The following is a 15,537-nucleotide window of genomic DNA, read 5'->3' as shown; positions in this document are numbered from 1 at the left end:
GAGCAGTGCCGTGCCCGAGGGGCATACGATCCACCGCCTCGCCGAGGACCACGCCGAGCGGTTCGCGGGCCGGCCGGTCCGCGTCAGCAGCCCCCAGGGCCGCTTCGAGCAGAGCGCGGCCGTACTCGACGGGCGCGAGCTGGACGGTGCCGAGGCCCACGGCAAGCACCTCTTCCTGGAACTCGGCGACGCCTGGATCCACATCCACCTCGGTCTCTTCGGCAAGCTCGGCTTCGGCCCCGCCCCGGCCCCGCCCGCCACGGACACGGTCCGGCTGCGCCTGCTGAACGAGGACCACTACGCCGACCTGCGCGGCCCCACCGCCTGCGCACTGATCGGCGAGGGCGAGAAGAAGGCGATACACGACCGGCTGGGACCGGACCCGCTGCGCAGTGGCGACGACCCCGACCGCGCCTGGGCCCGGATCTCCCGCTCCCGCACCACCATCGCCGCGCTGCTCATGGACCAGAAGGTCGTCTCGGGCGTCGGCAACGTCTACCGCGCCGAGGTCCTCTTCCGGCACGGCATCGACCCCTACCGCCTCGGCAGGGACCTCATCCGCGCCGAGTGGGACGCCCTGTGGGCCGACCTGGCCGCCCTGATGCGCGAGGGCGTGCGCAACAACCGCATCGACACCGTCCGCGACGAGCACCTGCCCGAGGTGATGGGCCGGCCGCCGCGCGTCGACGACCACGGCGGCGAGGTGTACGTCTACCGCCGGGCGAACATGCCGTGCCACATCTGCGGGGGCGAGATCCGCACCGCCGACCTCGCCGCCCGCAACCTCTTCTGGTGCCCCGGCTGTCAGTCCCGCTGACGCGGGCGCGTCAGAAGCCGTGCGGCAGCCAGGGCGCCACGTCCCCGGCGAAGGCCCGCGAGGCCTCCGTCAGCGCGCCCGGCCGCGACTCCCGCACCAGGCCGGCCGCGGCCAGCGAGGCGAGGGTGATCCCGCCCAGGTACGCCGACCCCAGCTCCCGCACCGACAGCTCCAGGTCCGCCGGCTCCTCGGTCCGGGTGCAGCGGGCCACGCCCTTGGCGTCCACCACCAGCCGCCACCGCCCCTCGTTCCAGGGGCAGAACGCGTCCGCCACCGCCATGACCACGTCCAGCGGCGCCCCGTACGTCCGCGCCTCCAGCGCCGCCGCCAGGTCCACCAGCCGTACGTGCAGCGCGTCCCGCATCCGCGGCCTCGACCGCCGGATGTCGCTCACCAGGTGCAGCACAGGATCGTCCACCGGCCGCCGCGCCCGTACCGTCCACGTCAGGTCGATCGAGAACAGGTAGCGCCACAGGGCCGCGCACGCAGCCGGGTCCAGCGCGTCGAGATCGCTCACCTCGACCTTGCCGTCCGAACCCGACTGGTCCCAGTCCGGCTTGACCCGGTAGCGGGCGTACCCGACCACCTCGCCGTCCTCCCGCTCGGCGACCACACACTTCAGCTCCGACGCGCCGCCGCGGCCCGACGGCGCGTCCAGCACCGGCAGTGCCTCCCAGCCCGGCTGCCGGGCGAGCATGCCCGGCCGGGTGGGGGCCAACGCCGCGTACACCCGCTCGCAGTCGGCCAGTGCCTCCTGCGGGTCCACGAGCCGCAGCCGTACCGCGTCCGTCCCCGGCGGTACGGACAGCCGTACGCGGGTCGTGTCGACCTCCAGCGACAAGGCGTAGGTGGCCGTGCCGTAGCCGAAGCGCCCGTAGATCGCCGGATCCGAGGCCGTCAGCACGGCGAGCGGTTCGCCGCCCGCCCGGATGTCGTCGAGCTGGCGCCGCATCAAAGAGGTGAGTATCCCGCGCCGGCGATGGGTGGGGGAGACGCCCACCGCCGTGACACCGGCCGCCGGTACGATCGCGCCACCCGGCACGGACAGCCGGAAGGTGAAGGTGCCCGCCGAGCCGACGCAGGCGTCACCGTCCCAGACGCCGAGCGAGCGGTCGATGTCCGTCAGCGACTTGTACAACTCCCGATCCTCGGGGGATTCGGGTACGCCGCCGAACGCCAGCTCCAGCTGGCCGTACCAGACATCCCACTCATCCGCTCGTGCTACGCGCATCTCAAGAGCCATATGGCCATCCCTATCAGGGCATTCCCTCCCAGTCGATCGGTTTTCGGGCCGGTCCGGACCTCTGGTCCGGGGGTACCCCTGCGCATCCACAGCCAGGATGGATAAGGTCCCGAAGCAATGGCCGGAGCACGCGTGGAATCCCTCATGGCCCGGATGCGCATGCTGTCGCACCGGGGCCGCACAGCCCTGCGTAAATCGGCCGTCGACTACTTCCGCGGCGACGCCTCCGACTGGCTCGCCTTCGGCGGACTCCTCCTCACCGTGCCCGCCATCGCGTGCGGCACGCTGATGCTGCCCGTCTGGTTCTCGCCCTCGGCGCTCGTCCTGCCGATCGTGGCCGGCGGACTGCTGCTGCGCCCCGCCAGCCTCCTCGCCCTGTACGCCGCCTCCGCGGCCGCACTGATCGTCGAGGCCCTCGTCCTCGGCCCCTATACCCAGGGCCCGGCACGCGTCACCCCCGGCACCGTGCTGGTGGTCGCCGCCTGCGGGTTCTTCGGCCTGGTCATCGCCCAGTTCCGCAGCCGCGTCGGCGTGCCCTGGCGGCGCGGCGGCACCATGCTCTTCGACCTGCGCGAACGCATCCGCGTGCAGAGCAAGCTGCCCGCCCTGCCGCGCGGCTGGCACCGCGAGATGGCCCTGCGCCCGGCCGGCGGACAGTCCTTCTCCGGCGACTTCGTGGTCGCGGCCCGCACCAACGGCGGCCGGACCCTGGAGATCGTCCTGACCGACGTCTCCGGCAAGGGCATGGAGGCGGGCTCCCGTGCCCTGCTGCTGTCCGGCGCCTTCGGCGGACTGCTCGGCGCACTGCCCCCTCACGGCTTCCTGCCCGCCGCCAACGGCTACCTGCTCCGCCAGGACTGGGACGAGGGCTTCGCCACCTCCATCCACCTCGTCCTGGACCTGGAGAGCGGCGACTACGAACTCCTCTCGGCCGGCCACCTCCCCGCCCTCCAGCTCTGCGCGGGCACCGGCCGCTGGCAGGAGAAGTCGGGCGAGGGACCGCTGCTCGGCGTCTACGACGGGGCCGAGTTCCTCCCCGCCCGCGGCAACCTGCGCCCCGGCGACGTCCTGATGCTCTTCACCGACGGCCTCGTCGAGACCGCCGAGCGCGAGATCAGCGAAGGCATCGACCGCCTGACCGGCGAGGCCGACCGCTACGTCGCCGCCGGCTGGGAGGGCGCGACCTGGCACCTGATCGAGAAGGTCGCCAAGGACGTCAACGACGACCGCGCCCTGCTGCTCATCCGCCGCTCCGCCTGACCGGGGGTGGGGCTGGCCCCACCCCCGGTCCGCCGGGCGGCGTCATGGCCGCCGGCCCGCCGTGATCCGTAGCGTCACAGGCACGGTCAAGGCGGCGGCGAGAGGCGGCACACCATGGGGCTCCGACGGAGCGAGCGGCGGCAGAAGCACACGACGGACGAGCGGTACGACACCGCTCCGGCCGTCGAGCTGCGCGGCGTACGACGCACGTACGGACGCGGCGGCTCCGTCGTGCACGCGCTGCGCGGGATCGACCTCGGCCTGCCGCGCGGCAGCTTCACCGCCGTGATGGGCCCGTCCGGCTCCGGCAAATCCACCTTCCTGCAATGCGCCGCCGGACTCGACCTGCCCACCGAGGGATCCGTCCGGCTCGGCGGCACCGAGATCACCCGCATGAACGAGAACGAGCTCACCGAACTCCGCCGCAGCCGCCTCGGCTTCGTCTTCCAGGCCTTCAACCTGCTGCCCTCGCTCACCGTCGAGCAGAACGTGCTGCTCCCCGTACGGCTCGCCGGCGGCCGATCCGCGCACCGGGACCGGGCCCGCGCCGCCGAGCTGCTCGCCCGCGTCGGACTGGAGGGCAAGGGCGGCCGCCGCCCCGCCGAACTGTCCGGCGGCCAGCAGCAGCGCGTGGCCATCGCCCGGGCCCTCGTCACCCGGCCCGACGTGGTCTTCGCCGACGAACCCACCGGCGCGCTCGACACCACCACCGCGGCCGAGGTCCTCGCGCTGCTCCGGGACGCCGTCGACTCCCTGCGGGCCACCGTCGTCATGGTCACCCACGACCCGGCCGCCGCCGCCCACGCCGACCAGGTGCTCTTCCTCGCCGACGGCCTGATCGCGGACCGGCTGCCGCGCAGCCCGGCCGCGGCCGTCGCGGCCCGGATGACAGCGCTCACCGCCCGGCGCGCTCCGGCCCTCGCCGCCGGCTGAGCCTCAGCGGACCACCGGCCGCCACGGCCCGAGCCCCAGCTTCCCGGTGTTCCCGAGGTCCACCGGCGCGGAGAGGCGCAGCGACAGCCGGGGCGCGCCGGGCCGCGGCTCGACCTCCACGCTCCGCGCCGTGGTGGCCGGCACCGACGAGTCGGTGACGAGATTGCGCCACACGATCACGAACGAGGCCGCCTGCCCCGGGGCCAGCGTCACCTGCCCCGGCACCTCCTCGATGTCCGGCACTCCCGTGGTGATCCCCTCCGTCCCGTGCTCCACCGCGACCTCCACCGGGCCGTTGCGGTCGTCGCGCAGCGACAGCTGCGGGTAGCCCTCCAGGACGTACGGCTGCGCACCGCAGTTGACCAGCCGGAAGTCCGCCACGCGCAGCCCCATCGCCGCGTTCCCGTCCATTTCGACGAGCCTGACCCCGCCGTCCGGGCACGGCTCAGCCGTGGGCTGCGTGGGCTGCGTGGGCTGCGTGGGCTGCGTCGGCCGGTCCGCCCGGGCCGCCGCCGCCGTCGGCCTCGGGGCCGGCTCCGGCGGAGGCGGCGCGTCGCACCCCGCCACCGCTGTCACGGCCGCCACGGCGATCACGCCACCGGCCAGGCCCCGTGTCCACCGCGCGCCCCACTGCTCCGTGATCATCCGATGAGCCTACGACGGCACGCGGGCCACTCCCCGCGGATTGGACCGCCCCCTCGGCCCCGGCCGCGCTTACCGTGCCCCCATGGACCGCACGCTCGCCGCCGACCTCGCCCGGCTCCCCGAACTCCTCGACGCCACCCGCGCAGCCGCCGCCGACGCGCTCGCCACCCTGGACGCGCGTCCCGTCGTAGCGTCCACCGGAGAGCCGCACTCCCCGCAGCCCCTCCCGGAAGGCCTCCCGGAGCACGCCAGGGGTACGGAAGCCGCCCTCGCCGACTTCCGCGACCGCTGGGAGCCGCGGCTGTCGGCCTCCGCGGGCCCGCGCTACCTCGGCTTCGTCACGGGGGGCGCCACCCCGGCCGCCCTCGTGGGGGACTGGCTCACCGCCGCCCACGACCAGAACTCCAACTCCGCCCTCGACGGCGTCGGCCAGGACCTCGAACGCGAGACGGTCGGCTGGCTCCGCGAGCTCTTCCACCTCTCGCCCGCCCACACCGGCACCTTCGTCAGCGGCGCCACCATGTCCAACACCACCGGCCTCGCCATCGCCCGCGAATGGCTCGGCGAACGCCTCGGCGTCTCCCCGGCCGACGACGGCGCCGCGGCCCTCGGTCCGGTCCGCGTGCTCTCCGGCGCCCCCCACTCCTCGATCGCCAAGGCCCTCTCCGTCCTCGGCCTCGGCCGCAACTCCCTGGTCCGCGTCCCCGCCCTCCCCGGCCGCGAGGCCGTCGACCCCGCCGCCCTGGACAGGGCGCTCGCCGACACGCCCGGACCGGCCGTGGTCGTCGCCAATGCGGGCACCGTCAACACCGTCGACTTCGACGACCTCCGGGCCGTCGCCGCCCTCCGCGAGCGCCACGACTTCTGGCTGCACACCGACGCCGCGTTCGGCGCCTTCGCTGCCCTGGCGCCGGAACACGCACACCTCGCCGACGGCCTCGACGCCTCCGACTCCCTCTGCGTCGACCTGCACAAATGGCTCAACGTCCCCTACGACAGCGCCGTCCAGTTCACCCGCCGCCGGGACCTGCAGGCCCGCGTCTTCCAGAACTCCGCCGCCTACCTCGGCCCCCTCGGCGACCACCCCGACCTCGTCCACCTCACCCCGGAGAACTCCCACCGGCTGCGCGCCCTCGCCGCCTGGTTCACGCTCCGCGCGTACGGCCGCGAGGGCCACCGGGAGATCGTCGAACGCGACATCGCCTGCGCCCGCGCCCTGGGCGCCGCCCTGGAGGCGGACCCCGCCTTCACCCTCCTCGCACCGGTCCGCCTCAACGTCGTCTGCTTCACCCTCGCAGAGGCCCCCACCCCGGACCGGCTGACCGCGCTGCGCGAAGCCGCCGGCGCCGAGGTGTTCGTCACTCCGACCGTCTACGAGGGAACCGCAGGCCTGCGTGCCGCGTTCTCCAACTGGCGCACCACACACGACGATGTGCGCCGGGCAGCGGAGGCACTCGGCGCAGCGGCAAGGGAGATCGCATGACGAACAGCCCCCTGACCCTCATCGAGGTCGAGTCCCTGGCGCGCAGCGCGCACGAGGGCCAGACCGACAAGGCCGGCCGGCCGTATGCCGAACACCTCGCGGCGGTGGCCGAGGGCGTCCGGCTGCGCGGCGGCAGCGCCGAACAGCAGGCGGCGGCCTGGCTGCACGACTCCATCGAGGACGAGGCCCTCAGCCTCACCTGGCTGGATGCGGCGGCTCTCCCGCAGACGGTGAAGGACATCGTCCTCGCGGTCACCAAGCGCCCCGGCGAACCGGTCGAGCAGTACGCGGCCCGCATCCTGGCCACCCCGGGCGCCCTGCTGGTCAAGGAGGCGGACATCGCGCACAACGCGGACCCCGTACGCCTGTCCGTACTGGACGACCCCACGCGCGAGCGGCTGTCCGCAAAGTATGCGAATATCCGTTCCCTCCTCGGCCTCACCACCCCGTGACCTGCGCCTCGCGCCCGAAATATTCCTGTCGCACATGAGGCTTGGCGGAAACGGAACCAGGGCTGTTCGTCACGGGGCGTATAGCCGGGGCCCGTTGGTGGGAGGATGGTCCATGTGGGGGTGTGCCTGGCCGTACCCCCCGGGCCGACCAGGGGACGACCGAAGGTGTGATCAGTAGTGGCCATTTCGCTGTCAGTGGTGGTTCTGTTGGCGGTCATTCTGGTGGTGCTGATCCGCGGCAACCACATCAAGACGGGTCCCGCCATCGTCGCGGCGCTCTTCGGGTTCTTCCTCGCGTCGAGCTCGATCGCGGACGACGTGAACCGTTTCCTGAACTCACTGGCGACGATGATCGCGAACATCAAGCTCTGACCCCCGAGGCCCCGGGCGCCACCCCCGGCGGCGTGGTGCGTCCTGCGCGGACCGGCCGGGCACCCGCCGTCATATCACCGGTCCTGCCCCTCCGTACCGCGTCGGCCCTCCCCGTCCCTCGGCGTGGTCGCCTCAGCACACCCGCCGGACCGGACGGAGTCCGAGCCGACGGCCGGGCGATCGTCGCATGGTTCCCGCGGCGGGTCTCGGTGACGGCGAAGAACGCCGTTGGCGTCGGCCCGGTGTCCCGCTCCGCACTGGCTCAGGGTGCTTCCGTGCTCGGCGGAACCACGCCGTACAAGGACTATGTCCAGGCTTACTTGAGCGCCCGCAACAAGGTCACCAAGGGTGTCAGGGCCACCGCCGCCGAGGCGGCGGCCGAGTCTCCGCACGGTGCGGTCTTCGGTGCGGTCCTCGACGTGCAGGAAGCCTCCCTCATCGGGGGGCTCGTGGCGCTGGGGACGCAGAACCAGGCATACGTGGGTGCCTCCTCGGCCCTGACGGACACCATGATCGCCAATGGTGGGGCCGACCGCGTGCTGGTACGAACCACTGTCATCCAGACGATGACCCTGCGGGTCAACGGCGTCGACGAGGTGTCGGAGGACCGGCGGGCCAAGCGGTTCGTATTCACGGTCTCGGGCGGGACCGTGAAGCTCGAGAGCGAATCCGATGACAGCGAGGCGGGGCAGAAACTGTCCGCCACGGCTGCGGCGGGAACCCAGGTGGCGCTACGCCGGCCGACATCACGGGCGTGCCCACCGATGGCGCAGAGAGCATCCTCTTGGGCGAGGACGGGTTCCCTGTGTCGGACCCCTCCGCGTCCGGCGCTCTCACGGCCTCCTACGTCAACGGTTCAGCCACACCTGGTCAGCGGCTCAGAATCTGTTCACGCACATGTTCAACTACCGCCAGCCCGGATACGTCAACCGTGCGTACAATCTCCGCCCCGGAGACATCCTGTTCTTCGAATGGAAGAAGGACAACGGTGTGCACAACCATGCGGCGGTCGTGACCGGCAATAACCAAGGCGTCGTCAGTGTCGCCCAGCACGGCTACAACCCCCACGACACGCTTCAGGCGATCATGGCCCGGAACAGGACCGGCCCCAACCCGATCGTCGGGGTCAGCGCGCTCAGGCCGAGGTCTCGATGAGGTCGGGTCCGGCCTTGCGGGCGGTGGCCGTCTCCGCGCTGACCGTCGGCATGCTGACCGCCTGCTCCTCGGCCTACGATGCCGAAGACGTGGCGTACGCCGGTGACTACGGCAGCCACCCGCCGCTCGCCGTGGTCGGATATCCGTCCACGGGATCCTTGGGCATCACCCAGCAGGTGGTGTGGCGCATCGCGGACGGCAAGGTGGGCGAGCTGGCGTCGCTGGTGGCCGACAAGGAGGACAAGGGCGTTCCTGAGAAGACTGCCGAGAATTGGATCGCGGCATTCGGCAAGGGAGCCCGGGGCAAGGTGACCGCGGAGTTCTACGACGAGGGCTCGGTCCGGCAGGAGGTCGTGCTCTATCTACACGACACCGGCCAGATCAAGCAGATCCAGGTTCGGGCCATCAGCGTGGACGGCAAGGATGTCTGGCGCGTGACCATGGACGAGTCCGCCCCCGAGGAGGCCACCGCCGTGCACCCGTGGGTGCCGAAGAAGCCCGGCGAACTCGGTTCGAAGACCGTACGGTGAGCTGATCCGGACGCGTCCCTGCAAGGGGCGTCGCCTGCGTGGACATCACGTGGGCGACGCCCCTTCGCCGTATGGGCCGCGCTCACGGCTGCCACGGCGCCGCTTCTACCGGCTCGCCGTCCTGCTCCCGGCCATAAGTCGGCACAGAGTACGGATCGCCACGCTCGTGCTCGAGGGGACGTTGGAGAAGACCTGGAACACCGGGCCGTAGGGGTCAGCCGCGCCGTCACCGAGATGAGCAACGGGCAGGCCGGGACAAGGGGCTGCACTTCCGTGATCTTCGGCATACGGGAGTTGACGGCGCGTTGAGCTGGGAGCTGATCACAGCCCCGGCAACGACGAAGGGCCAGGTCGAAGAAACGTCCTCTGACCTGGCCCTTCGTACTTCTGAGCGGGTGACGGGAATCGAACCCGCGTAGCTAGTTTGGAAGATCGCGTACCCGGCCACCCCATGACCGGCCAAGCCCCTGACCTGCACGCCCCCGCCCGCCTCCCCGGCATTCCCCGAGGCTCCCCACCAACGCCCGCCCGCTCGGGCACGTGGGGGACACGGCCTGTCGGGGCTTGGGGGCAGCGGCGGCGAGCGGCATACGCGGTTGCGGCACATCGCTGCCGCATCGCAGGATGCCAGCCAGGGAGGGGCTATGGAGCGACATGAGTTGATGCGGCTACTGGCCGGTGACGACACGGCATCCAGGGCTGCTCCGGCGGCCCTCGTCGGCGGTGGCGAGGCTGGTCCCGGCACTGAGCTGACGTCGCCCGAAACCCCCGTCCTCGGGCGGCGTCAGCTCAGTGCCGGGACCGCGAGAGGTATCCGGTCGTCGGCGGGGGCTTCGGTTTCCCATCCCCTCACCGACCCTCCGGCGCCCACTCTGCCAAGCCCCGGAGCACCGCGCATTGGCCTGGCGTACACAGTGTCTTGACGGAGAGTCGCCCCGTCGCCCGCGCCCGGGGCCGCGGCCCTTGTTGCGCGGGCTGCCACGGCCGGTGTAAACCCGTGATCATGCTGCCCGAGACAACCTTCCGCAGCGCGGAACTAGCGCCCGCCGACCGTTTCGAGAGCTGGCGGGCCCTGATGTCGCAGACGCATGCGCCCATGGAGATGCACAGTGAGTACGCCGCCGACTTCTGGGTGAACCAGCGCGTCATCTCGCTCGGCGGGATCACGGTCTATCCGATGGAATGCCGTCCCCTGACTTTCCGGCGCACACCGAAGCTGATAGCGAGGTCGGACCCCGAGCACTTCCACCTCTCGCTGATCAAGCGCGGGGCGGGAGCGGTCACCCTGGGCAAGGACACCGTGGTACACGGTGTGTTCGACATCCACACCAGTGACACGTCACGGCCGTTCGACATCAGTTCCGGCCCGCATTCCGTCGAGATCATCGGGGTCGAGGTGCCCAAGGCGCTGCTGCCACTGCCCCCGCAGACCGCCGGCCGGGTCATCGGCAAGCGCATCTCGGCCCGCGAGGGAATGGGGGCCCTGCTGGCCACCTTCCTCGACCAGGTGACCAAGGACAGCCGGTCCTACCGGCCGGCCGAGGGCCCGCGCCTGAGCGGAGTACTGGCCGATCTCATCGCCTCGCTCTTCGCCGGCGTCCTCGAAGAGGACCGGTCCTTGACCCCTGAGACGCACCGGCGCGCCTTGGCGCTCCGCGTGATGGCCTTCATCCGGGACAACGCCGACGATCCGCTGCTGGACGTCCCCGCGATCGCCGCCGCCCACCACATCTCCGTCAGCTATCTCCACCGGGTGTTCCAGCAGGAGGGGGACGGGGCGACGGTCGCGGCCTTCCTTCAGGGCCAGCGGCTCGCGCGGGCACGCCAGGACCTGGCGGACCCGCTGCACCAGGGGGTTCCCGTGCACGTCATCGGCGCCCGGCGGGGCTTCCGGCACGCGTCCGCGTTCAGCCGGGCGTTCCGCGAGGCCTACGGCCTGCCGCCCGCGGCCTTCCGCGGGCAGGCCCGGGCCGAAGGCCTGGCCGGGGCGGCGGCCTAGCAGCCGACAGGGATCTCGTAGGCGATCTCGCACAGCGCGGCGGGACCTGCACGACCTTGCCGAGGCCGCCGGGCAGCACGGGTGGGCCTGCCTCGACCTGGACACGCTCTACCCGGACCGCCGCCTTGCCGCCTGGTCGCACATGCTCGGCTTCCGCGGCCACTTCTCCACCAAGTCCCGGCAGTACTCGACCACCCTCGGCGCCCTCCGCCAGACCCGCGCCGACTACCGCGCCGCCCAGGAACGCGAAGCCCGCGGCCTGGACGACATCGAGCCGGACACCGTGCTCGTCCTCGCCTCCTGGCAGTACGCCGGCCACGGACATACCCCGGGGAGTCGGTACTCGCTGCCACCATCGCCCGGGACCTTCAGCTGAACCGCCGGACCGCCCGCGAAGCCCTGCAAGGAGAGCAGCATGAATGAGCGTTTCCTCAGCGTCGTCCAGGTCGCCGAACTGCTCGGCACCACCGTGCGGTTCCCCCGACAGCTCGTCGAGGAGCGGCGGATCACCTATGTGAAGGTCGGTCGACACGTGCGCATCCCCGAGAGCGCCGTCCGGGCCTACATCGACGCCCACACCGTCGAGCCGCGCCGTCGCCGTCTGGGGGTGGCTGCCTGATGGCCGGGAAGCGCCGCCCGTTCGGCCGGGTCCGCAAGCTGCCCTCCGGCCGGTATCAGGCCCGCTACCTCGGTCCGGACGGGCAGCTCCGCCCCGCGCCCGAGACGTTCCGTACCAAGAAGGACGCGGACGACTGGCTCGCCGACAAGCAGACCGAGATGCGTAAGGGGGACTGGCGCGACCCGGACGCCGGGAAGGTCGCCTTCGGGCCGTACGCCGTCGCCTGGATCAAAGAGCACGAGCTGACGAGCACCACGCGGCAGCTCTACGGCTCGCTCCTCAAGCACCACTTGGAGCCTGTCCTCGGCGGCGTCAACCTGGCGGAGATCTCGCCGCCCCTCGTACGGAGCTGGCGTGCCGACAAGCTCGCCGCCGGCACCGGGCCCTCCACCGTCGCCAAGGCATACGCCCTGCTCCGGGCCATCCTGGGGACGGCCGTGTCCGACGAGCTGATCCGGCGGAACCCCTGCCAGGTCAAGGGAGCGAGTTCCGTGCACACCCCGGAACGTCCGACCGCCACGGTCAAGGAGGTCTACGCGCTGGCCGAGGCGATCCAGCCGCGCTACCGCGCCCTCGTCCTCATGGCCGGATTCCTCGGACTGCGCTGGGGCGAGCTGATCGGCCTGCACCGGCGGGACGTGGACCTGGAGCACAGGACCGTACGCGTCCGGCGGGCCGTCGCCGAGCTGAGCAACGGGCAGCGGGAGATCAAGGCGCCGAAGAGCGCCGCGGGCAAGAGGACGGTCTCCATCCCCGGGGTGATCCTCCCGGACCTCCACGAGGACCTGAAGCGGTACGCCGAGGCCGGCGCCGATGGGCGTGTCTTCGTCGGAGCCAAAGGGGCGACCCCGCGCCGGAACCACTTCAACCTGCTCTGGCACAAGGCGTGCGGCGAGGCGGGGATCAAGGGGATGCACTTCCATGATCTTCGGCACACGGGCAACACGCTCGCCGCGTCAACGGGCGCCAGCACAAGGGAGTTGATGACGCGCATGGGCCGCAGCACCGCCCGTGCCGCGCTGATCTACCAACACGCGAGCGCCGATCGGGACCGTCTGATCGCCGACGCGTTGAGCGGGCTCGTGAAGAAGGGCCGAAAGGCCACCAAGGGCACGACGGAAGATTCACTGCGTAAGAGGCACGCAGGGGACACTCGGAGCTGATCGCCGCCCCTGGAATGACGAAGGGCCAGGTCGAGGAGATGCCCTCTGACCTGGCCCTTCGTACTTCTGAGCGGGTGACGGGAATCGAACCCGCGTAGCTAGTTTGGAAGACTAGTGCTCTACCATTGAGCTACACCCGCAACGCTCGCGCCGAAGGTCCGGGGACCGCGGCACGGACAGCATCCTAGCGGGTCGCTCCCTGTGAGTGCACACCACATTCGACGCCGTGCCGGGGACCTGCCGGAAACACCTCGGAAATCCCGCGCATCAGAGTGTCTCCGGGCATGTACCCTACGTGTCGCACCGACGGGGTGTGGCGCAGCTTGGTAGCGCGTCCGCTTTGGGAGCGGAAGGTCGTCGGTTCGAATCCGGCCACCCCGACCAACAGCAGTGTCTCCACAAGATCGCGTTGTGGGCTGATTGCCGCTTGCGGTTACTATGCAAGCTGCGTGCCCGTGTGTCTGATGTACCGGGCCGAAGTCCGCTGAACCGCTGAATCACAGCGTGACGGCAGAATCCCCAGCAGTCAGCCACAAGGAGACCGAACCGTGAAGAGCGCCGTGGAGACCCTGAACCCGACTCGGGTTCGGCTCACTGTTGAGGTGCCCTTCGAGGAGCTCAAGGACAGCCTCGACGCGGCGTACAAGAAGATCAACCAGCAGGTCACGGTGAAGGGCTTCCGCAAGGGCAAGATCCCCGCCCGCGTCATCGACCAGCGCTTCGGCCGCGGTGCGGTGCTGGAGGAGGCCGTCAACGACGCCCTCCCGAAGTTCTACACCGAGGCGGTCAACGAGGCCGACCTGAACCCGCTGGGCCAGCCGGACGTGGACATCACGGAGCTGAAGGACGGCGAGATCCTGGCCTTCACCGCCGAGGTCGACGTCCGTCCCGAGATCGAGATCCCGGACTACTCCGGCATCGAGGTCGAGGTCGACGCCATCGAGGTCTCCGACGAGGACGTCGAGAAGTCCGTCGAGCAGCTGCGCGGCCGCTTCGCGTCCACCAAGGACGTCGAGCGCGCCGCCGCCGAGGGTGACGTCGTCACCATCGACCTCGAGGCCAAGGTCGACGGCGAGGTGCTGCCCGACGGCGTCGCCTCCGACGTCTCCTACACCATCGGCTCGGGCGAGCTCCTCGAGGGCATCGACGAGGCCGTCACCGGCCTGGAGGCCGGCGGCGAGGCCACCTTCACCTCGCAGCTGAAGGGCGGCTCCGCCGAGGGCAAGGACGCCGAGGTCACCGTCAAGGTCACCAAGGTCTCCGCCAAGGAGCTCCCGGAGCTGGACGACGAGTTCGCGCAGATGGCGAGCGAGTTCGACACCCTCGAGGACCTCAAGGCGGACAGCCGCAAGCGCCTCGAGAACATGAAGCAGTACGACCAGGCCACGCAGGCCCAGGAGCGCGTCCTGGAGAAGCTGCTGGAGCTCGTCGAGGTCCCGATCCCCGAGAAGCTCCTCGCGGACGAGGTCCAGACCCGCAAGCACAACCTCGAGCACCACCAGCTCGGCCAGATGGGTCTGACCATCGAGAAGTACCTGGAGTTCCAGGGCAAGACGGTCGAGGAGTTCGACGCCGAGACCTCCGAGCAGGCCGTCAAGGGCATCAAGACCCAGTTCGTCCTCGACGCGCTGGTCAACAAGGAGAAGCTGGGCGTCGACCAGGAGGAGCTCACCGAGCACCTCATGCGCCGCGCCGCCTCCTCCGGCATGTCCCCCGACCAGTTCGCCCAGGCCGTGGTCGAGGGCGGCCAGGTTCCGATGCTGGTCGGCGAGGTCGCCCGCGGCAAGGCCCTCGCGGTCGTCGTCGAGGCCTCCAAGGTCGTCGACACCAACGGTGAGGTCGTGGACCTGTCCGACGAGGACGAGGAGCAGGCCGCCGAGACCGTCGAGGCCGCCGTCGACGGCGACGACGAGGTCAAGGCCGACGAGGCCAAGTAACACCCCGGGCGAAGCCCACTGAGCAGTGCCCCGAAGGGCCCGTACACAGCGGTGTACGGGCCCTTCGGCATGGTCTTGCGGGGCTCCGGGACCTTGCGCTCCGAGCGAACAGTTCGGGAAGCGGGATGGCGTTGTCCTACCTGCGCGTTAGGGTCCATGAATACGAGGGCACGTGAGTACCCGGGCGCCGGCGGACTCGTCCGCTCCGGCCGGACCGGGCCCCAGAACGAGACGCTGAGACGGCACATGGCCGTCGGAGACGAGCAGGTGGATACGTGACGAATCTGAAGCCTTACGCCGCGGGTGAGCCGTCCATCGGTGGCGGCCTCGGCGACCATGTCTACAACCGGCTGCTCGGCGAGCGCATCATCTTCCTCGGCCAGCAGGTCGACGACGACATCGCCAACAAGATCACCGCGCAGCTCCTGCTCCTGGCCGCCGAGCCGGAGAAGGACATCTACCTCTACATCAACAGCCCCGGTGGCTCCGTGACGGCCGGTATGGCCGTCTACGACACCATGCAGTACATCCCCAACGACGTCGTGACCATCGGTATGGGCATGGCGGCCTCGATGGGGCAGTTCCTGCTCACCGGTGGCGCCAAGGGCAAGCGCTTCGCCCTGCCGAACACCGACATCCTGATGCACCAGGGCTCCGCCGGCATCGGTGGCACCGCGTCGGACATCAAGATCCAGGCCCAGTACCTGCTGCGCACCAAGCAGCGGATGGCCGAGATCACCGCGTTCCACTCGGGCCAGACCGTCGAGGCGATCATCCGCGACGGTGACCGCGACCGCTGGTTCACCTCCGAGGAGGCCAAGGAGTACGGCCTCATCGACGAGATCATCTCGGCCGCGTCCAACGTTCCGGGCGGCGGCGGCACCGGGGCCTGATCCCGGTATCCACCGTCAGTACCCAGCAGCCGACAG

15 protein-coding genes, 2 tRNA genes and 1 pseudogene are annotated in these 15,537 nt (G+C 70.9%); 15 read left to right on the top strand and 3 right to left on the bottom strand.

Going from position 1 to position 15,537, the window contains the following annotated elements:
- Nucleotides 1-10 precede the first annotated feature (10 nt).
- A complete protein-coding gene (locus tag OG444_RS13970) occupies nt 11-817 on the top strand; it encodes an Fpg/Nei family DNA glycosylase (RefSeq protein WP_327262477.1) in 807 nt (268 codons plus the stop codon).
- 10 nt (nt 818-827) lie between these two features.
- On the opposite strand, the gene OG444_RS13965 is transcribed toward OG444_RS13970, so the two are convergent.
- Nucleotides 828-2,060, bottom strand: a complete 1,233-nt coding sequence (locus tag OG444_RS13965) for a GNAT family N-acetyltransferase (RefSeq protein WP_327262476.1) — start codon at nt 2,058-2,060, stop codon at nt 828-830.
- A 117-nt stretch (nt 2,061-2,177) separates the two neighbouring features.
- Between OG444_RS13965 and OG444_RS13960 the strand changes: the two genes are divergently transcribed.
- Both OG444_RS13960 and OG444_RS13955 read left to right on the top strand, forming a co-directional pair.
- Nucleotides 2,178-3,320, top strand: a complete 1,143-nt coding sequence (locus OG444_RS13960; protein ID WP_327262475.1) for a PP2C family protein-serine/threonine phosphatase — start codon at nt 2,178-2,180, stop codon at nt 3,318-3,320.
- A 114-nt stretch (nt 3,321-3,434) separates the two neighbouring features.
- Nucleotides 3,435-4,253 carry an ABC transporter ATP-binding protein gene (locus OG444_RS13955; RefSeq protein ID WP_327262474.1) on the top strand — a complete coding sequence of 273 codons (819 nt, stop codon included), beginning with the start codon at nt 3,435-3,437 and terminating at the stop codon, nt 4,251-4,253.
- Between the two features lie 3 nt (nt 4,254-4,256).
- Here OG444_RS13955 and OG444_RS13950 read toward each other — a convergent pair whose 3' ends face one another.
- The gene (locus tag OG444_RS13950) at nt 4,257-4,898 is read right to left on the bottom strand and encodes a DUF4232 domain-containing protein (RefSeq protein ID WP_327262473.1); all 642 of its coding nucleotides are present in this window, start codon (nt 4,896-4,898) and stop codon (nt 4,257-4,259) included.
- An 82-nt stretch (nt 4,899-4,980) separates the two neighbouring features.
- On the opposite strand from OG444_RS13950, the gene OG444_RS13945 reads away from it, so the two are divergent.
- The 9 genes and pseudogenes from OG444_RS13945 (at nt 4,981) to OG444_RS13905 (ending at nt 12,671) form a co-directional block, all read left to right on the top strand.
- A complete protein-coding gene (locus OG444_RS13945) occupies nt 4,981-6,381 on the top strand; it encodes a pyridoxal phosphate-dependent decarboxylase family protein (protein WP_327262472.1) in 1,401 nt (466 codons plus the stop codon).
- Nucleotides 6,378-6,833, top strand: a complete 456-nt coding sequence (locus OG444_RS13940) for an HD domain-containing protein (RefSeq protein WP_327262471.1) — start codon at nt 6,378-6,380, stop codon at nt 6,831-6,833. The genes OG444_RS13945 and OG444_RS13940 overlap by 4 nt, the downstream gene beginning before the upstream one ends.
- 177 nt (nt 6,834-7,010) lie before the next feature.
- On the top strand, nt 7,011-7,205 hold the full coding sequence (locus OG444_RS13935; RefSeq protein ID WP_030008564.1) for a membrane protein: 195 nt from the start codon (nt 7,011-7,013) through the stop codon (nt 7,203-7,205).
- A 672-nt stretch (nt 7,206-7,877) separates the two neighbouring features.
- Nucleotides 7,878-8,360: an amidase domain-containing protein gene (locus tag OG444_RS13930; protein ID WP_327262470.1), complete on the top strand. Its 483-nt coding sequence runs from the start codon at nt 7,878-7,880 to the stop codon at nt 8,358-8,360.
- Nucleotides 8,357-8,890 (top strand): hypothetical protein, encoded by a 534-nt coding sequence (locus OG444_RS13925; protein WP_327262469.1) that lies wholly within the window; start codon nt 8,357-8,359, stop codon nt 8,888-8,890. Before OG444_RS13930 ends, OG444_RS13925 begins: the two co-directional genes overlap by 4 nt.
- Before the next feature lie 1,003 nt (nt 8,891-9,893).
- On the top strand, nt 9,894-10,889 hold the full coding sequence (locus OG444_RS13920; RefSeq protein WP_327262468.1) for a helix-turn-helix domain-containing protein: 996 nt from the start codon (nt 9,894-9,896) through the stop codon (nt 10,887-10,889).
- A 46-nt stretch (nt 10,890-10,935) separates the two neighbouring features.
- Nucleotides 10,936-11,312 (top strand): annotated as a pseudogene (locus OG444_RS13915) (replication initiator).
- Complete coding sequence (locus tag OG444_RS13910) at nt 11,305-11,508, top strand: excisionase family DNA-binding protein (protein ID WP_327262467.1); 204 nt, start codon at nt 11,305-11,307, stop codon at nt 11,506-11,508. The pseudogene OG444_RS13915 and the gene OG444_RS13910 overlap by 8 nt, the downstream one beginning before the upstream one ends.
- Nucleotides 11,508-12,671 carry a tyrosine-type recombinase/integrase gene (locus OG444_RS13905; protein ID WP_327262466.1) on the top strand — a complete coding sequence of 388 codons (1,164 nt, stop codon included), beginning with the start codon at nt 11,508-11,510 and terminating at the stop codon, nt 12,669-12,671. Before OG444_RS13910 ends, OG444_RS13905 begins: the two co-directional genes overlap by 1 nt.
- A gap of 69 nt (nt 12,672-12,740) precedes the next feature.
- On the opposite strand, the gene OG444_RS13900 is transcribed toward OG444_RS13905, so the two are convergent.
- Nucleotides 12,741-12,811, bottom strand: a tRNA-Gly gene (locus tag OG444_RS13900).
- A gap of 167 nt (nt 12,812-12,978) precedes the next feature.
- Between OG444_RS13900 and OG444_RS13895 the strand changes: the two genes are divergently transcribed.
- The 3 genes from OG444_RS13895 (at nt 12,979) to OG444_RS13885 (ending at nt 15,501) form a co-directional block, all read left to right on the top strand.
- Nucleotides 12,979-13,055: transfer RNA gene (locus tag OG444_RS13895), tRNA-Pro, on the top strand.
- A 164-nt stretch (nt 13,056-13,219) separates the two neighbouring features.
- Nucleotides 13,220-14,608, top strand: coding sequence for a trigger factor (gene tig / locus OG444_RS13890; protein WP_327262465.1), 1,389 nt, complete (start codon nt 13,220-13,222; stop codon nt 14,606-14,608).
- A 275-nt stretch (nt 14,609-14,883) separates the two neighbouring features.
- Nucleotides 14,884-15,501 carry an ATP-dependent Clp protease proteolytic subunit gene (locus tag OG444_RS13885; RefSeq protein WP_030649990.1) on the top strand — a complete coding sequence of 206 codons (618 nt, stop codon included), beginning with the start codon at nt 14,884-14,886 and terminating at the stop codon, nt 15,499-15,501.
- Nucleotides 15,502-15,537: the final 36 nt, after the last annotated feature.

This window comes from Streptomyces sp. NBC_01232 (assembly GCF_035989885.1).
In the GTDB taxonomy this organism is placed as follows: Bacteria; Actinomycetota; Actinomycetes; order Streptomycetales; family Streptomycetaceae; genus Streptomyces.
Note: the sequence above shows the minus strand (reverse complement) of the source record. Positions and strands in the feature narration are given on the sequence as shown.